At 72.6% G+C, this 21,408-nt stretch carries 7 protein-coding genes; 1 reads left to right on the top strand and 6 read right to left on the bottom strand.

The features are described 5' to 3' along the window. Window positions 1–105 precede the first annotated feature (105 nt). The 6 genes from ACLF5H_RS09590 to ACLF5H_RS09565 form a co-directional block, all read right to left on the bottom strand. Window positions 106–7,212 (bottom strand): amino acid adenylation domain-containing protein, encoded by a 7,107-nt coding sequence (locus tag ACLF5H_RS09590; protein ID WP_421675631.1) that lies wholly within the window; start codon window positions 7,210–7,212, stop codon window positions 106–108. Beyond that, window positions 7,209–15,473, bottom strand: coding sequence for an amino acid adenylation domain-containing protein (locus tag ACLF5H_RS09585; RefSeq protein ID WP_421675630.1), 8,265 nt, complete (start codon window positions 15,471–15,473; stop codon window positions 7,209–7,211). The genes ACLF5H_RS09590 and ACLF5H_RS09585 overlap by 4 nt, the downstream gene beginning before the upstream one ends. Before the next feature lie 125 nt (window positions 15,474–15,598). After that, window positions 15,599–16,882 carry a glutamate synthase-related protein gene (locus tag ACLF5H_RS09580; RefSeq protein WP_421675629.1) on the bottom strand — a complete coding sequence of 428 codons (1,284 nt, stop codon included), beginning with the start codon at window positions 16,880–16,882 and terminating at the stop codon, window positions 15,599–15,601. Then, window positions 16,879–17,907, bottom strand: a complete 1,029-nt coding sequence (locus ACLF5H_RS09575) for an asparagine synthetase A (protein ID WP_421675628.1) — start codon at window positions 17,905–17,907, stop codon at window positions 16,879–16,881. Before ACLF5H_RS09575 ends, ACLF5H_RS09580 begins: the two co-directional genes overlap by 4 nt. Window positions 17,908–17,912: 5 nt before the next feature. Then, window positions 17,913–19,283, bottom strand: a complete 1,371-nt coding sequence (locus ACLF5H_RS09570) for a methylaspartate mutase (RefSeq protein ID WP_421675627.1) — start codon at window positions 19,281–19,283, stop codon at window positions 17,913–17,915. Further along, window positions 19,280–19,672 (bottom strand): cobalamin B12-binding domain-containing protein, encoded by a 393-nt coding sequence (locus ACLF5H_RS09565; RefSeq protein WP_421675626.1) that lies wholly within the window; start codon window positions 19,670–19,672, stop codon window positions 19,280–19,282. The genes ACLF5H_RS09570 and ACLF5H_RS09565 overlap by 4 nt, the downstream gene beginning before the upstream one ends. A 306-nt stretch (window positions 19,673–19,978) precedes the next feature. Here ACLF5H_RS09565 and ACLF5H_RS09560 point away from each other — a divergent pair, with 306 nt between their 5' ends. Then, window positions 19,979–21,388, top strand: coding sequence for a helix-turn-helix domain-containing protein (locus ACLF5H_RS09560; protein ID WP_421675625.1), 1,410 nt, complete (start codon window positions 19,979–19,981; stop codon window positions 21,386–21,388). Window positions 21,389–21,408: the final 20 nt, after the last annotated feature.

Raw genomic sequence — 21,408 nt, 5'->3', positions numbered from 1 at the left:
GACCCGGGCCGACCGAAAACCACCCGGCGCCCCGGCCCAAGGCGACCCGGGGGCCGCCGGGCGACCGGTCGGGGGTGGAGACCGGCCGGAGGCCCGGGAGTGGGGTCAGCGTCTGGCGGGGCGGAGGCGGCCGGCCAGGATTTCGCCGATCGCGCGCAGCGGCTCGGGCTCGGTCATCTCGGCGTGGCGGCAGTCGATGTCGACCTCCTCGATCCGGCCATCCACGTACGGCGCCCAGGCCTCAGCGGCCGTCAACGGAGCGGGCGTTCCCGTGGCGTTGAAGAAGAGCAGGTCGCCGCCGAAGGACAGGTCCGGCACATGGCGCAGCCGGATGTCCAGGTTGGCGATCGTCGCCTCGACGACGGCGGCCGCGCCCGGTCCGTCGAGTTCGCCGAGCCCGGGTGCCCGGTCCCGTACCAGCCGTGCGAGTTCGCGTACGTCCGGTGCCCCGTCGGCACAGTGCACGGACGCGTCCGCAGGCAACTCGCCGAGCAGGCCGTGCAGTACGTCCCCGCCGGTGATCGGCCGCGCCTCGAAGCCCTCCGGCAGCGGATACGCGTCCAGCAGCCCCAGCAGCCGTACCTCCTCGCCCAGCCGCTCCAGCCGGGCCGCGACGGCGTGCGCGACCATGCCGCCGAAGGACCAGCCGATCAGGTGGTACGGGCCGTGCGGCTGGACCGCGCGGATCGAGGCCAGGTAGTCGTCCGCCATCTCCGCGATGGACGCGGGGCGGCGCTGCGGCTCGGTGAAGTGCCGGGCCTGCAAGCCGATCACCGGGTGGTCCTCGCCGATGTGCCGCAGCAGACCGGCGTACCCCCAGCTGATCCCGGAGACGGGGTGGACGCAGAACAGCGGCGGCGCGGACGCCTCCGCCGCGCCCCGGATCCGCAGGACCGCCTCCAGCGGGTTCGCCCTGGCGCCGCCCGCACCGGCCGCGATGTGCTCGGCGAGCTGCTCGGGCGTCGGGTAGCGGAACAGGTCGCTGATCGTGGTGTGCGTGCTCCAGATGGTGCGGATGCGGCTGATCAGCCGGGTGGCGAGCAGGGAGTGCCCGCCGCGGTGGAAGAAGTCGTCGTCCACGGCGGCCGAGGGCAGCCCCAGGACCTCGGCGAACAGGGTGCAGAGGACCTCTTCGGCGGGGGTGCGGGGGCCCCGGCCCGTGCGGGGCTGGTCGTCCGGGTCGGGCTGGGGCAGGGCACGGCGGTCGAGCTTGCCGTTGGTGGTGCGCGGGAGGGCGTCCAGGGGGACGTAGGCCGCCGGGATCATATGGTCGGGAAGCGACGCGGAGGCGTGGGCGCGGAGCCCGGCGATGTCGATGCGGGCACCGTCGAGGGGGGTGACATAGGCGATCAGGCCCTTGTTGCCCGGCCGGATCTCGTCGATGACCACGGCCGCCTGGGCCACGGAACCGTGTCGGCACAGGACGTTCTCGATCTCGCCGGGTTCGATGCGGAACCCCCGGAGCTTCAACTGCTGGTCGGCGCGGCCGAGATACTCCAACTCGCCGCGATGGTTCCAGCGGGCGAGGTCGCCCGTGCGGTACATGCGGCTGCCGGGCGGGCCGTACGGGTTCGCGGTGAACCGGTCGGCCGTGAGCGCGGGTTGGCCGATGTAGCCGTGGGCCAGACCGTGTCCGGCGACGTACAACTCACCGGGAGAGTTGGGCGGGAGGAGTTCGAGGTTCGGGCCGAGGACGTACGCGTTCTTGCCCGAGACCGGGCCGCCGATGGGGATGGTCGGGGCGTCGGTGGTGATCGGGTGGGTGGTGGTGAAGCCCATGCTCTCCGCGGGGCCGTAGCCGTTGATCAGGTGCAGATGGGGGTGGTCGGCGAGGGCTCGCGCGGTGTGGGCGGGCGAGGCCGCCTCGCCCGCCGTCATGGCCTCGCGTACGACGGCGAAAACGGCAGGGTGCTCGTCCAGCATGTGGTTGAACAGGCTCGCCGACATCTGGAGCGTGGTGATCCGATGCCGCTCGACGAGTTCCACGATCTGATGCGGATCGGTGTGCTGACCGGGCTGGAGGACACAGGTACCGCCGTGCAGGAGCGGACCGAACACCTCAAGCGCGAAGGCGTCCCAGGAGACCGGCGAGCACTGCAAGTAGCTCTGCTCCGGCCCGAAACGGAGATAGTCCGGGCCCAAGAACGTCGCCGCCAGGGCACGATGGGACGCCGCCACACCCTTCGGGGCGCCGGTCGAACCGGACGTGAACATCACGCAGGCCACGGCCTCCGGGTGCCCGGACGTCTCCACCCCCGCACCCGAAGTCGCCGCGATCACCGTCGCCTCGGAAGTCAGGTCGATCAACGGCGCGGTGTGCTCCAGCGCCGGGAGGTACGCCTGGCTGATCACAGCGGCCGGACCGGTCTGCGCGAGAACGCCGTTGAGTCGCTCCAGCGGGAACTGCGGGTCCAGCAGGGTGTATCCGGCACCGGCCTTCAGCACCGCGAGCAGCGAGGCGATCAGCAGCGGCGAGCGTTCGAGATGGATGGCGACCAGGCCGCCCGGCGTCACACCCCTCGAAGTGAGGTGACGGGCCAGGCGGTTGGACCAGATGTCCAGCTCCGCGTACGTGATCCGCTGCTCCTCGTGGACCAGGGCCACGGCGTCGGGGGTCGCGGCCGCCTGCCCGCTGAACAGCTGGTCCAGCGAGAGCTGGGGGGCGGAGGTGGCCGGACCGGACCAGGCCGTGAGCTGTCCGCGCTCCTCCTCGCCGAGGATCTCCAGGCGGCCGAACGGCAGATCGGGGGCCTCGGCCGCCGCGCCGAGCAGCCGGACCAAGCGCGCCACGGCGGCCCGTACGGTACCGGCGTCGTACAGGTCGGTGGCGTACTCCACGCAGATGTCGAAGCCGGCCGAACCGCCGTCCTCGGTCCGGTGCTCCTCGAAGCCGAAGGTCAGGTCGAACTTCGCGATCCGCAGCTCGGGGACGACGAACTCGGTTTTCAGGGCGCCCAGTTCCGGTCCGGTGCCGAGCGACTGGCCGACGGTGAGCATGACTTGGAACAGCGGATGCCGGGAGGCCGAGCGCTCCGGGTTGAGGGCCTCGACCAGCCGGTCGAAGGGAACGTCCTGGTGGGCCCAGGCGGCGAGGTCCGTGTCCCGGGCGCGGCGCAGGAGTTCACGGAAGGAGGGGGCGCCACTGGTGTCGGTGCGCAGCACCAGGGTGTTGACGAAGAAGCCGACCAGATCGTCGAGCGCCTGGTCGGCGCGGCCGGTCACGGGCGAGCCGATGACGATGTCGGTACCGGCGCCCGAGCGGGTCAGCAGTGCCGCCACCGCCGCCTGCGCCACCATGAGGAACGTGGTGCCGGTCTCCCGGGCCAGCGCGGTGAGCGCCCGGTGCGTCCCGGCCGGGCAGGACACGGTGTGCGTGGCGCCCCGGTAGGAGGCCACCACCGGGCGCGGCCGGTCGGCGGGGAGGGTCACCTCGTCCGGTACGGCTTCAAGCGCGGTGCGCCAGTGGCCGAGCTGGGCGGCGATCAGGCTGTCCGGGTCGTCGGCGTCCCCCAGGAGCGCCTGCTGCCACAGGGTGTAGTCGGCGTACTGGGCCGGCAGCGGCTCCCAGTCGGGCGCCTCGGCCTCGGTGCGCCCCCGGTAGGCGGTGCCGAGGTCGCGCATCAGCGGGGTGTTCGACCAGCCGTCCGAGACGATGTGGTGCACCACCAGGAGCAGGACGTGGTGGTCCGGAGCGAGTTCGAACAGGACGCTGCGGAGCGGGAGTTCGGAGTCGAGGGCGAAGGGGCGCCCGGCCTGCTCGCTGATCCGGGCCGCCAGGGTGTCCTCATCGGCGCCGAGGACGACGAAGGGTACCTCCGCGCGGTCGGCCGGGGTGATCTGCTGGCGGGGTTCGCCGTGCTCGGCGGGGAAGAGGGTGCGCAAGGCCTCGTGCCGGGCGACGACGTCCGCCAGGGCGCCCCGCAGCGCCGCACGGTCGAGGCCCCCGGTCAGCCGGACGGCCATCGGGATGTTGTACGTCGCCGAGGGGCCCTCCATCTGGTCCAGGAACCAGAGGCGGCGCTGCGCCGGGGAGAGCGGCAGCCGCGCCGGGCGCTCCCCGGCCACCAGGGCGGGACGGGACGCTTCCGCCCGGTCGCCCGCGATGCGCGCGGCCAGCGCGGCGACCGTGGGGTACCGGAACAAGTCCCGTACCAGCAGCCGCACTCCGAAGATCTCGCGCACCCTGGAGACCAGCCGGGTGGCGAGCAGGGAGTGGCCGCCGCGGCGGAAGAAGTCGTCGTCCACGGAGGCCGAGGGCAGCCCCAGGACCTCGGCGAAGACGGTGCACAGGACCTCTTCGGCGGGGGTGCGGGGGGCTCGTCCGTCGGCGCCGTGGCCCTGGAGGCTGGGCTGGGGCAGGGCCCGCTGGTCGAGCTTGCCGTTGACGGTCAGGGGGAGGGCATCCAGCGCCATGAAGACGGCCGGGACCATGTAGTCGGCCAGCGCGCCCTCGGTGTGCCGGCGCAGCGCCTCCGGCTCGATCCGGTTCCCGGCGACCGGGACGACGTACGCGACGAGCCGCTTGTCCCCCGGGCGGACCTCGCGCACGGCGACCGCCGCCTGGGCCACGGAGGGGTGCTTGCACAGGACGTTCTCGATCTCGCCGGGTTCGATACGGAACCCCCGGAGCTTCAACTGCTGGTCGGCGCGGCCGAGATACTCCAACTCGCCGCGATGGTTCCAGCGGGCGAGGTCACCCGTGCGGTACATGCGGCTGCCGGGCGGGCCGTACGGGTCGGCGGTGAACCGCTCGGCGGTCAGCGCGGGTTGGCCGATATAGCCGTGGGCGAGACCGTGCCCGGCGACGTACAGCTCACCGGGCGTGTTGGGCGGGAGGAGTTCCAGTCGGGGGCCGAGGACGTAGGCGTTCTTTCCGGTGACCGGGCCGCCGATGGGGATGGTGGTGGCGTCGGTGGTGATGGGGTGGGTGGTGGTGAAGCCCATGCTCTCCGCGGGGCCGTAGCCGTTGATCAGGTGCAGATGGGGGTGGTCGGCGAGGGCTCGTGCGGTGTGGGCGGGCGAGGCGGCCTCACCGGCGGTCATGGCCTCGCGGAGCACGCCGAAGACCTGGGGGTGTTCGTCCAGCATGTGGTTGAACAGGCTCGCCGACATCTGGAGCGTGGTGATCCGATGCCGCTCGACGAGTTCCACGATCTGATGCGGATCGGTGTGCTGACCGGGCTGGAGGACACAGGTACCGCCGTGCAGGAGCGGACCGAACACCTCAAGCGCGAAGGCGTCCCAGGAGACCGGCGAGCACTGCAAGTAGCTCTGCTCCGGACCGAAATGAAGATAGTCCGGGCCCAAGAACGTCGCCGCCAGGGCACGATGGGACGCCGCCACACCCTTCGGGAGGCCGGTCGAACCGGACGTGAACATCACGCAGGCCACGGCCTCCGGGTGCCCGGACGTCTCCACCGCCGCACCCGAAGTCGCCGCGATCACCGTCGCCTCGGCGGTGAGGTCGATCAGGGGGGCGGTGTGCTCCAGTCCCGGGAGGTACGCCTGGCTGATCACCACCGAGGGATCGGTCTGTCCCAGGGCCCTGTTGAGGCGCTCCAACGGGAACTGCGGGTCCAGCAGCGTGTATCCGGCACCGGCCTTCAGCACCGCGAGCAGCGAGGCGATCAGCAGCGGCGAGCGTTCGAGGTGGATGGCGACCAGGCCGCCCGGCCTCACACCCCTCGAAGTGAGGTGACGGGCCAGGCGGTTGGACCAGATGTCCAGCTCCGCGTACGTGATCCGCTGCTCCTCGTGGACCAGGGCCACGGCGTCCGGAGTCGCCGCAGCCTTCCCGCTGAACAACTGGTCCAGGGAGAGCCGCGGGGCGCGGGTGCGGGGACCTGCCCAGGTGTCCAGTCGGCGGCGTTCGTCGGCCGCCAGCACGTCCAGCGCGCCGACCGGGGTGTCCGGGGTCTCGGCCACCGCGGTGAGCAGACGCGTCAGCCGGTCGAGGACCGCCCGGACCGTCCGCGCGTCGTACAGGTCGGTGGCGTACTCGGCGACGATGTCGAATCCGGCCGGACCGCCGTCGCCGTAGGGGCGCTCCTGGAAGCCGAAGGTCAGGTCGAACTTCGCTATCCGCAGTTCCGGGATCACCAACGACGTGTCCAGGCGGCCGAGTTCGGGGGCCGCCGCGTCGAGCGACTGGGCGACCGTGAGCATCACCTGGAAGAGCGGGTGGCGGGAGGCCGAGCGCTCCGGGTTGAGGACCTCGACCAGCCGGTCGAACGGCATGTCCTGGTGCGCCCAGGCCGCCAGATCGGTCTGCTGGGCCCGGCGGAGCAGTTCGCGGAAGGACGGGTCCCCGCCGGTGTCGGTGCGCAGCACGAGGGTGTTCACGAAGAAGCCGACCAGGCCGTCGAGGGCTTCGTCCCCGCGTCCGGTGACCGGGGAGCCGATGACGATGTCGGTACCGGCGCCCGAGCGGGTCAGCAGTGCCGCCACCGCCGCCTGCGCCACCATGAGGAACGTGGTGCCGGTCTCCCGGGCCAGCGCGGTGAGCGCCCGGTGCGTCCCGGCCGGGCAGGACACGGTGTGCGTGGCGCCCCGGTAGGAGGCCACCACCGGGCGCGGCCGGTCGGCGGGGAGGGTCACCTCGTCCGGCAGGTCCGCCAACGCTTCGCTCCAGAAGGCGAGTTGGGAGGACAGCTCACTGTCCGGGTCGTCCGCGTCACCCAGTACCTCCCGCTGCCACAGCGTGTAGTCGGCGTACTGGACCGGCAGCGGCTCCCAGTGAGGCGCGCCGCCCTCGATCCGGGCGCCGTAGGCGATTCCCAGGTCCCGCATCAGCGGGGCGTTGGACCAGCCGTCCGAGGCGATGTGATGCACGACGATCAGCAGGACGTGGTCCTCGGGGGCCAGCTCCAGCAGGGTCGCGCGCAGGGGCAGGTCATGGGCGAGGTCGAAGGTCTCCGCCGCCAGTTCGCCGAGGGTGTCGGCGAGCGCGTCCTCGGTCACCGACCGTACCAGCAGGGGGAGTTCGACGTCCTCCTCCGCGAGGATCGACTGGTACGGCGTCCCCTCCTGGGCGGGGAACAGGGTCCGCAGCACCTCGTGCCGGGCCACCACGTCCGCCAGTGCGCCCCGCAGGGCCGGGCGGTCGAGGGCGCCGCGCATCCGGACGGCCAGCGGAATGTGGTAGGTCGCGGAGGGGCCTTCCATCTGGTCCAGGAACCACAGCCGCTGCTGGGCGAAGGACAAGGGGATCATTTGGACGCTCCCATCCGGCGCATGGGCCGAAGCTTGGGCCGAAGCTTGGGCCGGGCGCTGCCGATACGGTCGAGCTGCTCGACCAGCGTGGCCACCATCGGGTTGTTGAAGAGGGCGCCGATCGGCAGGTCGACCCCCATGACGCTGTTGATCCGGCGCACGAGCCGGGTGGCGAGCAGCGAATGCCCGCCCAGGTGGAAGAAGTTGTCGTCGATGGAGACCGACGGGCGGCCGAGCAGCTCGGCGAACAGGCCGCAGAGCATCTCCTCGTTGGGGGTCCGCGGGACCCGGCCCTCGGACGCCGCTGCGGTGTCGGCCGGCTCGGGCGCGGGCAGAGCACGCCGGTCGAGTTTGCCGTTGACGGTGAGCGGCAGGGCGTCCAGCTGGACGAAGGCGGACGGCACCATGTAGTCGGGCAGGGTCGCGGCCACCCGTGCGCGCAGCTCGGCGACGTCGACCCGGCCGCCCTCGAAGGGGGTGACGTAGGCGATGAGGCACTTGTCGCCCGTCCTGATCTCCCCGAGCACGACGGCCGCCTGCGCCACCGAAGGGTGCCGGCACAGGACCGTCTCGATCTCACCGGGTTCGATCCGGAAGCCACGGAGTTTGACCTGCTGGTCGGCGCGGCCCAGGAACTCGATCTCGCCCAGGTGGTTCCAGCGGGCCAGGTCGCCCGTGCGGTACATGCGGCTGCCGGGCGGGCCGTACGGGTCGGCGGTGAACCGCTCGGCGGTCAGCGCGGGCCGGTTCGGGTAACCGGCGGCCAGTCCGGAGCCCGCCAGGTACAACTCACCCGGTGTCATGGGCGGGACCAGGCGCATGCGGCTGTCCAGGACGTACATCCGGGTGTTGTCCAGCGGGGTGCCGATCGGTACCGCGCCCGGCTGGTCGTGGGGCCCCCGTACGGTGTGCGCGGCGACCAGGACGGTCGTCTCGGTCGGGCCGTAGCCGTTGAGCACGGTGGTCTCGGGGCAGTGCCGGTGGATACGGCGGACCGCCTCGACGGACATGACATCGCCGCCGGTCAGCACGGTCCGTACGCCCGCCAGTGCCGCCGGGTCGTCCTCGGCCAGCATCTGGAACAGCCCGGACGACAGGACCAGCCCGGTGATCCGGCCCTCGGCCAGCGCGCGGCTCAGCGCGGTGGTGTCCAGCAGTCCGGGCGGTGCGACGACGAGCGTGCCGCCGGTCAGCAGGGGCATCCAGAATTCGAAGGTCGAGGCGTCGAAGGCCATCGGGGAGTGCAGCAGCACCCGGGCCCGGGAGGCGAGGGGGAACCGTTCGTCGGCGGCCAGATCGGTGATGTTGCGGTGGGTGACCGCGACCCCCTTGGGGACGCCGGTCGAGCCGGAGGTGAACATGGCGTAGGCCGACTGGTCGGGGTGGATCCGGGGCAACGGGTCCGCCCCGCCGGTCGTGGCCCGCGGGCCCGCCGGGGCGTCCGCCACGCCGGTGACCGGGATCGTGCGGGCGTGCTCTGGATGGCCGAAGCCGGTCAGGTCCCGGTCGGTGAGGAAGACGGCGGCCTTGGAATCCCGGATGATGAGGGCGATGCGGTCGGCGGGGTAGCGGACGTCCAGCGGGACGTAGACCGCTCCGGCCTTCACGACCGCGAGCAGGGCGACCACCGCCTCCAGCGAGCGCTCCAGGAAGAGGACCACGGGGTCCCCGGCGCGGATGCCCGCGCCGACCAGCCGACGGGCCAGCCGGTCGGTACGCTCGTCCAACTCGGCGTAGCTGAGGGTGCGTTCGCCCATCACCACGGCCGGTGCGTCCGGTTCGCGGGCGACCTGCGCGGCGAACGCCTCCGGCAGCGAGGTCCCGGCACGGGGGATCACCTCGCCGTTCCAGGTGACGAGCAGCCGCCGGCGTTCCTCGGCGCCGAGCATGTCCAGCTCGCCGACGGGCAGATCGGGGGTGTCGGCCGCCGCGCCCAGCAGCCGGGTCAGGCGTGCCGCGGCGGCCCGGGCGGTGTCGGCGTCGTACAGGTCGGTGGCGTACTCCACGCTCAGGTCGAACCCGGCCGGTTCGCCGTCCGGGGTGCGGTGCTCCCGGAAGGTGAAGGTGAGGTCGAACTTGGCGATCTCCAGCGGGGTGAACTCCGACTCGGCGGCCAGGCCCGGCAGTTCGGGCACCGGTACGACCGCGTCGGTGACCGAGAGCATGACCTGGGCGAGGGGGTGGCGGCAGGTGGAGCGCTCGGGGTTGAGGGCTTCGACGAGCCGGTCGAACGGCACGTCCTGATGGGCCCAGGCCGCGAGATCGGTCTCCCGGGTACGGCGCAGGAGTTCGCGGAAGGTCGGGTCTCCGCCGGTGTCGGTGCGCAGCACGAGGGTGTTGACGAAGAAGCCGACCAGATCGTCGAGCGCCTGGTCGGCGCGCCCGGCCACCGGGGCTCCGAGGGCGATGTCGGTACCGGCGCCCGAGCGGGCCAGCAGCGCCGCCACCGCAGCCTGCGCCACCATGAAGAACGTGGTGCCGGTCCCCCGGGCCAGCGCGGTGAGCGCCCGGTGCGTCCCGGCCGGGCAGGACACGGTGTGCGTGGCGCCCCGGTAGGAGGCCGTCGCGGGGCGCGGCCGGTCCGCGGGCAACGACACCTCGTCCGGCAGACCCGCCAAGGCGTCCTTCCAGAAGTCGAGTTGGGAGGAGAGCACACTGCCCTGCTCGTCCAGGTCTCCCAGCACGTCCCGCTGCCACAGCGTGTAGTCGGCGTACTGGACCGGCAGCGGCTCCCAGTGAGGCGCGCCGCCCTCGACCCGGGCGCCGTACGCGATCCCCAGGTCCCGCATCAGCGGGGTGTTCGACCAGCCGTCCGAGGCGATGTGATGCATCACGAGCAGCAGCACGTGCTCGTCCGGTGCCAGCTCGAACAGGACGCCGCGTACGGGGAGTTCGGAGTCGAGGGCGAATGGGCGCCCCGCCTCCTCGCCGATTCTCGCCGCGAGTGTGTCCTCGTCGGCGTCGAGGACGGCGAAGGGGACCTGCGACCGTTCGGCCGGGACGATCCGCTGGTACGGCTCGCCGTTCTCGGCGGGGAACAGGGTGCGCAGGGCCTCGTGCCGGGTCACGACGTCCGACACGGCGCCGCGCAGCGCGTCCCGGTCGAGGCCGCCCGTGAGGCGGATGGCGAGCGGGATGTTGTACGTCGCCGAGGGGCCCTCCATCTGGTCGAGGAACCAGAGCCGTCGCTGGGAGGGGGAGAGCGGCAGTCGCGCCGGACGGGGTCCGGCGGCCAGGGCGGGGCGGGCGGTGTCACCCAGGTCGCCCAGCTCACCCGCGATGTGATCGGCCAGCGCGGTCGCCGTGGGATGCCGGAACAGGTCCCGCACCAGTACCTGCGCGCCGAAGATCTCCCGCACCCTCGCGACCAGCCGGGTGGCGAGCAGCGAGTGGCCGCCGAGCCGGAAGAAGTCGTCGTCCACCGAGACCGACGGCAGCCCCAGGGCCTCCGCGAACAGGGTGCACAGGACTTCTTCGGCGGGCGTGCGCGCGGCCTGCCCGCCCGTGCTCCCCCGCTGGAGCGGCTTGGGCAGGGCACGGCGGTCGAGCTTGCCGTTGGCGGTGAGCGGCAGGGCGTCCAGGGTGACGAGGGCCGACGGCACCATGTACTCGGGCAGCACTCCCCCGGCGTACCGCCGCAACGCCTCCGGATCGATCTCGCACCCGGCACCCGGGACGACGTACCCGACGAGCCGCTTGTCACCCGGACGGTCCTCCCGCACCACGACCGCCGCCTGAGCCACCTCCGGCACCCGGCTCAACACCGTCTCGATCTCGCCGAGTTCGATCCGGAAGCCACGGAGTTTGACCTGCTGGTCGGCACGGCCGAGGAACTCGATCTCACCGTGCTGATTCCAGCGGGCCAGGTCGCCCGTGCGGTACATGCGGCTGCCGGGCGGACCGTACGGGTTCGCGGTGAACCGCTCCGCCGTCAGCGCCGGACGGCCGAAGTAGCCGGCGGCGAGATGGGATCCGGCGACGTACAGCTCGCCCGTGACACCCGGCGGTGCGAGGCGGAACCGGTCGTCCAGGATGTACATGGCGGTGTTGGCCATCGGGCCGCCGAGGTGGAGCCGCTCCACGGCCCGGGTGTCCGGCGTGAAGGTCTGGTAGCTGCAGAACACGGTCGCCTCAGTCGGGCCGTAGGCGTGTACGACGGTGGTGTCCGGGCAGCGGTCCAGGACCGTCCGCAGGGCCTCGGCCGACAGGACGTCGCCGCCGGTCCAGATCTCCTCCAGCCGCCCCAGGCTGTCGACGGCCTCATGGGCCATCGCGTCGAAGAGGGCCGTGGTGAAGTAGGCGGCCGTGACACCGTGCCGGACGATGGCCTCCCCGACCTCGCCGAGGTCGATCTTGGCCGCGGGGAGGATCACCGCCAGTCCGCCGCTCAGCAGCGGCACCCACAGCTCGTACGTCGAGGAGTCGAAGGCCAGGGGTGAGTAGGCGAGCACGCGCCGGTGCCGACCGCTCGCCCACCAGGGGTCCAGGGCCAGTTCCACCACATTGCGGTGCGTGTTCACCACACCCTTCGGGGTGCCGCTCGACCCCGAGGTGTACATCACATACGCCGCCTGATCCGGGGAGACCGAGAGTCCCGACGGCGACAACTCGCCTTCGGCCGAGGCGATTTCGGCGCCGACCCGCACCACCGGCAGCTCACCGGCGAACTCCGTCCCACCCGCACGCCGGTCGGTCACCAGCAGGACCGCACCCGTGTCCCGCAGCATCCACCCCAACCGCTCCACCGGCTGACGCGCGTCCAACGGCACATACGCACCACCCGCCTTCAACACCCCCAACATCGCCACGACATACGCCACCGACCGGTCCAGAAACAGCCCCACCCGATCCCCGGAACGCACCCCGGCCACCACCAGCCGACGGGCGAACGCATCCGAGGAGGCATCCAACTCCCGGTAGCTCAGCTCGACTTCCCCGCACACCAGGGCCACCGCGTCCGGTGTACGTGCCGCCTGGGCCGTGAACAGTTCCGGCAGGGAGGCGGTGGGCAGCGCGGTCTCCGTGTCGTTGTAGGCGACGAGGAGCTCGGCGCGCTCTGCCTCGCCGAGCAGATCGATCCGGCCGATCGGGGTCTCGGGTTCGCTGACGGCCGCGCCGAGCAGCCGCACCAGACGGTCCGCCGCGGCTCGCATGGTGACGGCGTCGTAGAGGTCGGTGGCGTACTCGATGGTGATGTCGAGGCCGGCCGGGTCGCCGTCGTGGGTGTGGTGCTCGTGGAAGTTCACCGTGAAGTCGAACTTGGCGGCGCCCAGCGGGAGTTGGCTGGCGCTCGTGTCCGCACCGGGCAGGAGCGGCGCCGGGTCGACGGCGTCGGCCACGGTGAGCATGACCTGGAAGAGCGGGTGCCGGGAGGCGGACCGCTCGGGGTTGAGGGCCTCGACAAGACGGTCGAACGGCACGTCCTGGTGCGCCCAGGCCGCGAGGTCGGTCTCCCGGGCGCGCCGGAGGAGTTCACGGAACGAGGGGTCCCCGCCGGTGTCGGTGCGCAGGACCAGGGTGTTGACGAAGAAGCCGACCAGGCCGTCGAGCGCGTCGTCGCCGCGCCCCGCGACCAGGGACCCGATGGCGATGTCGGTACCGGCGCCCGAGCGGGTCAGCAGCGCCGCCACCGCAGCCTGCGCCACCATGAGGAACGTGGTGCCGGTCTCCCGGGCCAGCGCGGTGAGCGCCCGGTGCGTCCCGGCCGGGCAGGACACGGTGTGGGTGGCGCCCCGGTAGGAGGCCACGACCGGGCGCGGCCGGTCCGGGGGCAGCGACACCGTGTCGGGCAGCCCCGCCAACGCGCCCTTCCAGTAGTCGAGTTGGCTGGCGATCACGCTGTCCGGGTCGGCCGCGTCACCCAGCACCTCCCGCTGCCACAGCGTGTAGTCGGCGTACTGGACCGGCAGCGGCTCCCAGCCCGGCGCCACTCCGTCGACCCGGGCGCCGTACGCGATCCCCAGGTCCCGCATCAGCGGGGTGTTCGACCAGCCGTCCGAGGCGATGTGATGCACCACCAGCAGCAGCACATGGTCGTCCGGCGCCAGCTCCAGCAAGGTCCCGCGGACGGGCAGGTCGCGGGCGAGATCGAAGGCCAGGTTTCCGGCCAGCTCGCCGAGGGTGTCCCGCAGCGCGTCCTCGGTCACCGGGACCACCGGCAGCGTGAGATCGATCGACTCCACGCCTAGGACGGACTGGTACGGCGTGCCGTCCTGGGCGGGGTACAGCGTTCGCAGCACCTCGTGCCGGGCGACGACGTCCGACAGGGCGGCGCGCAGCGCCTCCCGGTCGAGGGCGCCCCGCACCCGGATGGCCAGCGGGATGTTGTACGTCGCCGACGGGCCCTCCAACTGGTCCAGGAACCAGAGCCGTTGCTGGGCCGGGGAGAGCGGGACCGTGTCACCGCGCTCGGCCGCCACCAGCGCGGGACGGTCCTCCGCGACCGCCCCGGCGAGATGACCGGCGAGCAGCGCGGCCGTCGGGTGGCGGAAGAAGTCGGTCAGCGACAGCTGGGTGCCGAGCAGGGCGCGGATGCGGCAGACGAGGCGGGTGGCGAGCAGCGAGTGGCCGCCGAGCCGGAAGAAGTCGTCGTCCACCGAGACCGACGGCAGCCCCAGCGCCCCCGCGAACAGGGTGCACAGGACCTCCTCCACGGGCGTGCGCGCGGCACGACCGCCCGGGCCGCCGTCCCGCGTCGGCTCGGGCAGGGCAAGGCGGTCGAGCTTGCCGTTGGCGGTGAGCGGCAGGGCGTCCAGGGTGACGAGGGCCGACGGCACCATGTACTCGGGCAGCGCCCCCTCCACGTGGCGCCGCAACGCCTCCAAATCGATCTCGCACCCGGCACCCGGGACGACGTACCCGACGAGCCGCTTGTCACCCGGACGGTCCTCCCGCACCACGACCGCCGCCTGAGCCACCTCCACCACCCGGCTCAACACCGTCTCGATCTCGCCGAGTTCGATCCGGAAGCCACGGAGTTTGACCTGCTGGTCGGCACGGCCGAGGAACTCGATCTCACCGTGCTGGTTCCAGCGGGCCAGGTCACCCGTGCGGTACATACGGCTGCCGGGCGGACCGTACGGGTTCGCGGTGAACCGCTCCGCCGTCAGCGCCGGACGGCCGAAGTAGCCGGCGGCGAGATGGGATCCGGCGACGTACAGCTCGCCCGTGACACCCGGCGGTGCGAGGCGGAACCGGTCGTCCAGGACGTACATGGCGGTGTTGGCCATCGGGACGCCCAGGTGCAGCCGGTCCACCGCGCGGGTGTCCGGGGTGAAGACCTGGTAGCTGCAGAAGACCGTCGACTCGGTCGGGCCGTAGGCGTGCACGACGGTGGTCCCGGGGCAGTGCGCGAGCACCCTCTCCAGCGCGGTCCTGGACAGCACGTCACCGCCGGTCCAGATCTCCTCCAGGCGCCCCAGGCTGTCGACGGCCTCATGGGCCATCGCGTCGAAGAGGGCCGTGGTGAAGTAGGCGGCCGTGACCTCGAATCGGGCGACGGCTTCCGCGATCTCGCCGAGGTCGATCTTGGCGGCCGGGAGGATCACCGCCAGTCCGCCGCTCAGCAGCGGCACCCACAGCTCGTACGTCGAGGAGTCGAAGGCCAGCGGCGAGTAGGCGAGAACTCGGCGGTGCCGCTCGCCGGAGCCGGACCACCAGGGGTCCAGGGCCAGTTCCACCACATTGCGGTGCGTGTTCACCACACCCTTCGGGGTGCCGCTCGACCCCGAGGTGTACATCACATACGCCGCCTGATCCGGGGAGAGCGAGAGTCCCAACGGCGACAACTCGCCTTCGATCGACGCGATTTCATCGCCGACCCGCACCACCGGCAGCTCACCGGCGCACTCCGTCCCACCCGCACGCCGGTCGGTCACCAGCAGGACCGCACCCGTGTCCCGCAGCATCCACCCCAACCGCTCGCCCGGCTGACGTGCGTCCAACGGCACATACGCACCACCCGCCTTCAACACCCCCAACATCGCCACGACATACGCCACCGACCGGTCCAGAAACAGCCCCACCCGATCCCCGGAACGCACCCCGGCCACCACCAGCCGATGGGCGAGCGCATCCGAGGAGGCATCCAACTCCCGGTAGCTCAGCTCGACTTCCCCGCACACCAGGGCGACGGCATCGGGCGTGCGCCCCGCCTGGGCGGTGAACAGTTCGTGCAGCGGCAGCTCGGGAAGGGCCACCGCGGTGCTGTTGTACTCGTCGATGTCGACCGAGTGGGCCTGACCGGCCTGCTGCTGGGGCATCTGGACACACCAATCTCGAAGATTCGGGGCTGCGCTCGCGCGCGGAAGGGGGGGTGGACCGCCGCGACCGCGATCGGCGCCGACGGGAGGAGCGGGAGGCGGGGCCGGGGACTGTACGAGGGGCCCTAGTGCAGGACGTGGGCGAGCGGGGGGCGCACGTCGGCGGGGAGCAGGAGGTCCTCCGCGGACAGGGCGTCGACCCGGTACTTCCCGACGGCGCTGATCAGCATCCGCAGTTCCAGGGCCATGCTCTCGGCCAGCCGCAGCAGTCCCGCGTCGCCGTCCTCGTCCACGGCCAGCAGGGCCGCCCGGCCGAGCCCGACCGCCCTGGCGCCGAGGGCCAGGGCCTTGACCGCCCGGGTGCCCTCCCAGACGCGTCCACTGGCCAGCAGGCAGCGGCCGGTGCGGCCGATCCGGGTCAGGCACTCGCCGAGCGGCAGTCCGACCTGGGCCAGGAACCCGCTCGGCGCCCACGCGGTACCGGCCTCGGCGCCGTCGACGGTCACCGCGTCCGCGCCGGAGGCCCACGCGGTGGCCGCGGCGTGGGCCACGTCCCGCCCGGGGTGGAGCTTCACCCAGACCCGTACCCGCGGGAAGTTGTTGCGCATCAGCCGGATCTGCTGGCGCAGGATCTCCTCGGTGAAGGTGCCGGGGCTGCTCAGCCGCAGCACCCGGTCGCCGGCGCCGAACACCTCCTGGGTGGCGTACTGTTCGGCGACCCGCCCGGCCGCCTCGCGGTCCAGTACCGTCAGCCCGCCGAGGCCCGGCTTGGCGCCCTGGCCGACCTTCAGCTCGAAGGCCAGCTTCCCGGCGTCCAGCAGCGGCTGGGACACGGGGTCGCTGTACAGGAGGTTCCACACCTCGGCGTCCGCGTCCTCGGTGGACTGCTGGACGACCACACCGCCGTACTCCTCGTTGCCGGACGCGGCGGCCGCCTCGGTGTAGGCGGTGATACGGCCCGCCATCGAGGAGACCTCGGCCTCGCTGGCACCCCGGTAGCCGTTGACGGGGACCACGTTCTCGCCGATCACCATCGGGATGCCCAGCCGTCCGGCCTGCGCCCCGGCGGCCTCGCCGAGGTCGCGGCTGGCGACCTGGGTGGAGCCGAACGCCGAGACGTACAGCGGCAGCCGGGCGGCGAACCCGCCGATGACGGTGTCCAGTTCGACATCCGTGTACAGCGGCTCGCGGGCCAGCTCGATCAGCTTCTCCAGCCGCTCCGGCATGAACACCGGCGGCACGATCCGGGTCCGCTCCAGCGGGTCGCCCAGGTCCTGCCCGGCGGGTACGGCGCCGACCAGGCCGGTGCCATAGACCGAGAGGTCGGGGAAGGCGGCCGCGGCCCCCAGCCGGGCGCGGCGGCGCACCTCCGCCTCGGGGAAACCGGCGGCGCTCAGTACGGCGCTCACGCGGACACCACTCCCGGGAGCTTCGGGTAGGCGCTGGCCTGCCAGACGGCGGTGCGGCCGGTGACGTACCGGGTGAAGCGCTCCAGGCCGATACCGAAGCCCGAGCTGGCGGGGATGCCCCGGCGGGCCAGGTCCAGGTACCAGCCGTACTTGGCGGGGTTCTCGCCGGTCTCCCGCATCCGGGTCACCAGCGTCGCGTAGTCGTGCTCGCGCTCGCTGCCGCTGGCCAGCTCGCCGTAGCCCTCGGGCGCGATCAGGTCGAAGTTGCGCAGCACTCCCGGGCGTTCGGCGTCCTCGCGGTCGTAGAAGCCGCGTGAGCCCTTGGGGTAGTCGACGACGAAGAACGGGCGGCCGGATCCGGCGGACAGGATCTCCTCGCCCCGCCAGTCGATCTCCGCGCCCGGGTCCTGCGGGTGCCCGAGCGCGACCAGGGCGGCGGTGGCCTGCTCGTGGCCGGTACAGCCGAAGGCGCCCGTGACGGCCTCGCGCAGCGCGTCCTCGTCGCGGCCGAGCAGCTCCAGCTCGGCGGGCATGTCCCGCAGGACCTCCGCCACGGTGTGCGCGACCAGGGCCTCGGCGAGCGCCATCGCGTCCTCGCGGCGGGCGTCCCGTATCTCCACGTCGATCTGGTGGAACTCGGCGAGGTGGCGGTGGGTGACCGCCGTCTCCAGCGGTTCCAGCCGCACATTGGGCGCGATGTAGAAGATCTTGTCGAAGGCGGCGAGCGTGGCCTGCTTGTAGAGGATCGCGCTCGTCATCAGCTTGTACTTGTGGCCGTAGAAGTCCACGTCCACCTGCTTGGAGCCGCGGATGCCGGGGTCGGTCACCGGGCCGATGAGCGGCGGCAGCAGCTCCTGGAAACCCTGGCCCGCGAGGAAGGCGCGGACGGCGGTGAGCATCCGGTTCTGGACCCGCAGGGTGGCGCGGGTCCCGGCGGCGGTCAGGTGCGCGTCGAGGGAGGCGGGCAGCGGGGGCGGGGCCTGGAGGGTGGCCGGTCCGGTGGGCTCGGCGGTCAGCACGGTCATGGGTACTACCTCCTGGAGGTGCCGCCGGACATTCCGGCGAGAGGACGCGGGCGCCGGGGCGGCGCGGCGGTCGGGGCGAGGAAGTGGTTGTCGTGGCGGCTCTGCACGAAGGACAGGGCGTCGAACAGGCCGCGGGCGGTCAGCCGGCCGCTGCCCCTGGTGACGGGGCCGATCGGCATCGATCCGATCTCGGACCAGGTCAGCCGGCCGGACTCGTCGATGTAGCTGCGGGTGCGGCCCGCGTTGTCGGGGTGCAGGCAGTAGGGGACGTCGAGGTAGCCGCGCGCGAACGCCGTCAGCAGGGCCCGGCCGAGGTCGGCGTCGAGGCCGAGTACCGCGTCGACCAGGGCGCGGGCCTCGGCGTACACCGGGTTGTCGGACACGTCGGGCGCGCCGGCGGCGGCGGGCCGGTCGGCGTCGCGGGCGGCCGCCGAGGCGACGCGCAGCGCCTCCACGTTCTCCGCGACGGTGGGGATGCGGTGCGCCTCCGCGACCGTCTTGACGATCAGCCGGGCCGCACCGGCCTGAACGGCGAGCCGCGCCGACCGCTCCAGCAGCTCCAGCGCGCCCTCGCGGGAGCGCGGGTACAGGCCCATGTAGGTGTAGAGGACGATGTGCCACTCGGTGTCCGGCAGCAGCTCGGCGGCCAGCCTGCGCAGCGCGTGGATCGCGTGCACGTCCTGCTCGGAGTTGGTCTGCTGGGCGTAGCTGAGCGAGATGGAGCGCAGGCCCGCCCGGTGGAAGAAGACCGCCTCCAGCGCGCTGAGCGCCACCAGCAGGCCCGGGGGGCACAGCTGGCCCAGCATGCAGCCGCCGAACGTCTCCAGATGGGGTTCCGCACCGGTCGCGCGGAGCGAGGCGAGGAACTCGCAGGCCTGCCGCCAGTTGCGGACGGAGTCGGCCAGCGGGGTGCGGCCGTAGGGCAGGCAGTACGAGACGGGGCCGCCCTCGGTCGCGTCCAGGCCGAGCGCGGCCAGGGCGGCGACGATGCGCTGGGGGCGGGCCGAACCGTGCCGGACCTGTACGGGGAACGACGCGTCGCGCACGCCGTCCAGGACCCAGCGGGAGGTGTGCGGGCTGAGCGAGCTGATGGGGTAGCCGTTGAGGGAGTGGTCCTCGTTGAGGGCGCGGACCGCGGACAGTTCGTCGCCCACCCGGGTGTAGCTGTCGATGGTGATGGTGCCGACGACGGCCTCGGCGGCGTCCCTGGTCGCCCGCAGCCCGGCCCGCATCAGGGCGGGGTCGGAGAACCCCATCCGCGGTTGCACCACGAGCGCTCCCCTGGCGCGGGCGTCCGCGACGTACCGCGCGAAGGAGGCGCGCGATCCGTGCACGGCCACCGGGTCCCGGGGGCGGCCCGCGGCGGCCCGGGTCACCGGGTCACCTCCTTGGGCAGGGCGCCGACGAACGTCTCGAAGGAGGCGAGGTCCACGCCGTCCTGGAAGACGGCGTCGAAGCCGGCCGCCACGAGTTCGAGGGCTTGTTCCTCCTGCCGGTCCTGCGAGATCCCGAGCTTGCCGCCGATGACGACCGGCAATCCGTCCAGGTCCGGACGGGCGCGCAGGGCGCCGATCAACGGCTTGGCGTCATGGAAGCCATGGCCGTTGACGCTGCTGATCACCAGCAGATCGGGCTGGTGCTTCGCGCAGGACTCGACGATTTCCTCCTCGGGGACGCAGGGGCCGAGATTGACGACCCTGTGCCCCAGGTCCTCGAGCAGCAGCTGAATGAATACGAGATTCCAGGTGTGTGCGTCGGACGCCAATCCGGTGACGATTACTTCGAGTGACGCCGTGCGGTCGCAAGTCGCCAATTCGGCAGGCTTCATTCGTTCTTCGTCCACATCATTGATGACATCGGGAGAAGGAGGCTGGCGGGTTCTGAACTCCCCGCACGATCGAGACTAGGAGTCCCCCCCGGAGCGGCACCGGCGCCCGCGACGGCAGCGCGGCGGCAGTTGCCGCCGCCCCCGCGACCGGTGTTCCCGGCGGCAGTAACGCCGCAGGAACGGAACGGTAAGGCGGCCCCGGAAGCTTGTTGAGCAAGCAACCGGAACACCAGGGAGACAGCGATGACGAACCGTCAGGCTCGGTCGGCTGAATTCGGCGCCGTGCTGCGCGGCGCTCGGGAGAAGGCCGGACTCACCCAGGAACAGCTGGCCGGGCTCTCGACTGTCAGCATCCGGGCGATCCGGGATCTGGAGCGCGGACGGGTGGTACGGCCCCGCAAGGACACGGTACGACTGCTCGCCGACGCCATGCGGCTCGGCGACACGGGCCGGGCCGCGCTCGAACTCGCCGCCGACAGCGCGTCGGTGGGCAAGGCGCTGCACGATGTGTACAGCCCCGAACTGGCCTGCCCGCCCATGCCGGTGCACACCCTGTTCGGCCGGGAGTCGGAGCTGCGCGCGCTCTCCGACCTGCTCGGCAGCGAGCGGGAGCGACTGGTGACGGTCGTGGGTCTGCCCGGTGTCGGCAAGTCCCGGCTCGCCCAGGAGGCCGCGCTCCAGGTGCACCGGCGGGGCGACATACCCGTGCTGTGGCTGCCCATGGACGGCGGCGGGCGCGCCCCCGACCAGGCCGCGCACCGGCCGCGCACGGCGCTGGCCAACTGGGTACGGCCCCTGGTGTCCGAGGGCGGGCACTACGACGAACTGGCGTCGTTCATCGCGGACCGGCCCACCCTGCTGGTCCTGGACGGCCATGAGCTGACGCCCGCCACCAGCCCGGCCCTGATGTACCTGCTGCACAGCTGCCGGCGGCTCAGGATCCTGCTGACCTCCCGGCGCCCGCACCATGTCTCCGGCGGCCGGCTGCTGCCCCTCGCCCCGCTGCCGACGGCCCTCGCGCCGGGCCCGCCCCCGATACCCGGGCCGGCCGCGATGTCGCCGCTGCCCGGTGACTCGCTGTCGGCGCGCCGCCCCGCCGTCGAGCTGATGCTGTCGTACGTCAGCCATCTGCGTCCCGACCTGCTGCTCACCGACTCCGTGACCGCGGTCGTGGCGGAGATCTGCGAGGCGCTGGACGGCATCCCGCGGGCCCTGGAGGCGGCCACCTCCTGGCTGTTGCTGTACTCGCTGGAGCAACTGCGGGAGATGGCACGGGAGTCACCCCTCGCGCTGGTCGACGGCGCTCCCCCGCTGGCCCTCGGCGGCTCCGCCCCGCTGGGTGAGCTGCTGGCCTCGGTGCGGGCCGGACTCCCCGACCGGCAGGCCGCTCTGCTGGCGGCGCTGGCCCCACTGGCCTCCTCCTGGACCGTCGACGACGCGGCCGAGGTGCTCGGCGTCCCGTCGGCGCGGGCGGCCCAGGACGTGCACGCCCTGCTTCTGCACGGCCTGATCCGGCAGTTCCCCGCGGCGCCGGGCGGCGCGGACCGGCCGGGCGAGTTCTCGGTGCTCCATCTCGTACGCGACCTCGAAACCGGCGGCCGGCCGGCCGAGGAGGACGCGGCGCCCCGGCTGCTGGCCACCGGCGCGGCGTGACCGGCGCCCGCCGCCGCTCA

The sequence above is a fragment of the Streptomyces sp. LaBMicrA B280 genome (assembly GCF_049222185.1).
Lineage (GTDB): Bacteria > Actinomycetota > Actinomycetes > Streptomycetales > Streptomycetaceae > Streptomyces > Streptomyces murinus.
The sequence above is the reverse complement of the archived record's forward strand: the minus strand, read 5'-3'. Positions and strand labels throughout refer to the sequence as shown.

Coding starts and splice junctions, on each gene's coding strand:
- ACLF5H_RS09560 (WP_421675625.1), top strand. CDS start 19,979: ATGACGAACCGTCAGGCTCGGTCGGCTGAATTCGGCGCCGTGCTGCGC.
- ACLF5H_RS09575 (WP_421675628.1), bottom strand. CDS start 17,907: ATGACCGTGCTGACCGCCGAGCCCACCGGACCGGCCACCCTCCAGGCC.
- ACLF5H_RS09585 (WP_421675630.1), bottom strand. CDS start 15,473: ATGCCCCAGCAGCAGGCCGGTCAGGCCCACTCGGTCGACATCGACGAG.
- ACLF5H_RS09590 (WP_421675631.1), bottom strand. CDS start 7,212: ATGATCCCCTTGTCCTTCGCCCAGCAGCGGCTGTGGTTCCTGGACCAG.